Annotated in this window: 3 protein-coding genes; all 3 read left to right on the forward strand. The window is 40.0% G+C overall.

What is annotated here, in order from left to right; translation table 11 throughout:
- On the forward strand, window positions 1-1612 hold a 1612-nt coding region (asnB, locus tag J6U00_RS10780; RefSeq protein ID WP_296581736.1), incomplete at its 5' end, for an asparagine synthase (glutamine-hydrolyzing).
- A gap of 15 nt (window positions 1613-1627) precedes the next feature.
- Complete coding sequence (locus J6U00_RS10785) at window positions 1628-2296, forward strand: HD domain-containing protein (RefSeq protein ID WP_296581737.1); 669 nt, start codon at window positions 1628-1630, stop codon at window positions 2294-2296.
- Between the two features lie 22 nt (window positions 2297-2318).
- Window positions 2319-3401 (forward strand): aspartate carbamoyltransferase, encoded by a 1083-nt coding sequence (pyrB, locus tag J6U00_RS10790; RefSeq protein ID WP_296581738.1) that lies wholly within the window; start codon window positions 2319-2321, stop codon window positions 3399-3401.
- Window positions 3402-3433: the final 32 nt, after the last annotated feature.

Consider the following 3433-nt stretch of genomic DNA (forward strand, 5'->3'; position numbering starts at 1 on the left):
CGAGGCTGGACATAAATTCAGAACGAACACAGATACGGAAGTTCTCATACACGGTTACGAAGAATACGGTGAAAAGCTTCTCGATATGCTTAGAGGAATGTTTTCCTTTGTTATATGGGATAAAATCAAAAAAGAACTCTTTGGCGCACGTGACTTTTTCGGTATAAAGCCTATGTATTATGCTAATATGAACGGTACGTTAATGTTCGGCTCTGAGATAAAAAGTTTTCTTGAACATCCAAGTTTTAATAAAGAGCTTAATACAGCGGCACTGGAAAACTATCTTACTTTTCAGTACTCCCCTACCTCGGAAACATTTTTTAAAAATGTTTATAAGTTGCCTCCTGCTCATTTTTTCAAATTCAAGGATGGACATTTCGAGACAAAGCGTTACTGGGACGTACAGTTCAATGCAGATGATAAACCTGAGCTTAACGAATGGGTAAATAAGATATCCGATATATTCCATAATTCCGTTGAAGCTCATAAAATCGCAGATGTAGAGGTAGGCTCATTCCTTTCAAGCGGCGTAGATTCAAGCTATGTTGCAGCAATTGCCGATGTTGATAAGACATTTACTGTCGGCTTTGGAAATGATGAAAAATACAACGAGATAGGCTGGGCTAAAAATTTCTCAAAATATATCGGCAAAGAGAATACCAGTAAGGTAATTACACCTGAAGAATACTGGGACAGTCTTTCCATGATACAGTATCACATGGATGAACCTCTTGCAGATCCCTCGGCAGTCGCTTTGTATTTTGTCTGCAATATAGCTTCTGAAAAGCTAAAGGTCGTTCTTTCAGGCGAGGGCGCCGACGAGATATTCGGTGGATATAATGTTTACAGCGACCCAAACGGCACAGTTTACGATAAATTACCAAGAACGATAAAAAGAGGTTTCGGTAAGGTAGCTGCAAAACTTCCAGCAAAAAGAGGAGTTAATTTCTTTGTACGAAAAGGCAAGGATGTTGAGGAGCGTTTTATAGGTAATGCTTATATGTTTACTCCTGATGAGAGAAAATCACTTCTTAAAATTAATACGAATGCTCCTGAGCCTACGGTGATAACTAAACCTTTCTATGATAATGTTAAAGACAAAGACGACGTTACAAAAATGCAGTATCTTGATCTGCATCTGTGGATGGCTGGCGATATACTGCTTAAAGCCGATAAAATGAGTATGGCAAATTCTCTTGAGCTGAGAGTCCCCTTCCTTGATAAAGAAGTCATGGCTCTAGCTGAAAAAATACCTACGAAATACAGAGTCACACACGAAAAAGGCACTGATGAAACAAAATATATAACTAAATATGCCATGAGACTTGCTGCAAAGAAGGACACTCCAGAGCAGACAGCAAAAACAGCAGCAAAAAAGAAGCTCGGCTTCCCGGTTCCCATAAGGGTATGGCTAAAGGAAGAAAAATACTATAATGTAGTAAAGAGCTGTTTTGAGAGCGAAAATTCAAAGAAATTCTTCAACACCGCTCCCCTGCTCAAGTTGCTTTACGATCACCGCGACGGCAAAGCAGACAACAGCAGAAAAATCTGGACAGTTTTCATATTCCTTATATGGTATAAAGTGTATTTTGAAAACGACGGAAAATATTGATTTACAGGAGATATTATGGCAAGTATAGTTACGTATAAATACATTAAACAGAATCCTGATATCATGGAATATATCAGGCGGGCAGATCAAGCGCTTGAAGCTCTCGGATATACAGAACATTCCTTTCCACATGTAGAGCGTGTTGCTCATACATCCGCGATGATTCTGGAAGGTTTAGGATTTGACGAGCGCACTGTTGAACTCGCACGTATTGCTTCGATAATGCACGATATCGGCAACGTCATAAATAGAGTTGATCACGCTCAAAGCGGAGCTGTTATGGCTTTCAGGCTTCTTGACTGTCTCAGTATGCCAGCGGACGAGATATGTTCCATAATTTCCGCTATAGGAAATCACGATGAGGGAACAGGTCAGCCTCTTGACGCTATATCAGCTGCCATGATAATCGGTGACAAGACCGATGTTCGAAGGAGCCGTGTCCGGAATACAGATCTTCTTACCTTTGATATACACGATCGCGTAAACTATGCAGTTGAAAAATCCAATGTTAGATTCAATGAAGATAAGTCATCTATAATACTTGAACTACAGATAGATACAGAAATATCTTCTGTGCTTGAATATTTTGAGATATTTATGAAACGTATGCTGCTTTGCAGAAGGGCTTCCGAATATCTCGGAGTTCAGTTCGAAATGATAATAAACGGTAGTAAGATACTGTAAACCGTACCGGAGGTCAAATAATATGTTTTCAGAATATCAGCACCTTATAGACTTGAATGATTATCCTGTTGCTTGGTGGAAAAAAGTGGTCGAGCTTGGTGAAGAGATATACATATCACCTGAAAAGTTTGCTCATGCTTGTGACGGAAAGATAATGGCTACTCTTTTCTATGAGCCTTCTACAAGAACTCAAATGTCATTTCAGACCGCTATGATACGTCTTGGTGGACAGATAATCGGATTCGACAATCCTGCCAATTCTTCCGTTTCCAAAGGTGAGACGATAAAGGATACTACAAAGATAGTTAGCAATTATTCAGATGTACTTGTTATTCGTCACCCTATCGCAGGTGCTGCAAAAGCAGCCTCTCTAACAGCCGACTGCTCTGTTATAAATGCAGGCGACGGTGGTCATCTTCATCCCACTCAAACTCTGACTGACCTTCTTACGCTGAAAATCGAGAAAAAAAGGCTGTCTGGACTTACTGTGGGAATGTGTGGCGACCTTCTAAACGGAAGAACTGTACACTCACTTTGTAAGGCACTAAGTATGTTCCCCGACAATAAGTTCGTATTCATATCTACTAATGAGCTTGGTATGCCTGCATACATAAAGGATATCATAAAAGCCAACGGAAGCAGCTACAAGGAGATCCATACCCTTGAAGAAGCAATAGGCAACCTTGATGTGCTTTATATGACAAGAATACAGCAGGAACGGTTCGCGAATGAAGAAGAGTATCTTGCTCAGAAAAACACTTACGTTCTCGACAAGAAAAAAATGCTAAGTGCAAGAAAAGATATGATCGTTATGCACCCTCTACCACGTGTGGATGAAATAACCGTAGAGGTCGATGATGATGAAAGAGCTATGTACTTCAGGCAAGCAAAGTATGGTATGTATGTACGAATGGCGCTTATAATGACTATCCTGAAGGAAAAGAAAGGTTCTGAAACACTTAAAGGCAGAGTCTTCGGAGGCGTAAAGTGCTCTAATCCAAAATGTATCACAAATCACGAGGAATATCTACCTAAGAGCTTCCGTTCAAGCGGCGATGAAACTCTTCTTGAATGTGAATACTGTGATGAAAGAAAGCTTATATAGAACAAAAAGGGACTGTAAAAAAACTCAGTCCC

The sequence above is a fragment of the Ruminococcus sp. genome (assembly GCF_017650195.1).
Lineage (GTDB): Bacteria > Bacillota > Clostridia > Oscillospirales > Ruminococcaceae > Ruminococcus.

Coding starts and splice junctions, on each gene's coding strand:
- J6U00_RS10785 (WP_296581737.1), top strand. CDS start 1,628: ATGGCAAGTATAGTTACGTATAAATACATTAAACAGAATCCTGATATC.
- pyrB (WP_296581738.1), top strand. CDS start 2,319: ATGTTTTCAGAATATCAGCACCTTATAGACTTGAATGATTATCCTGTT.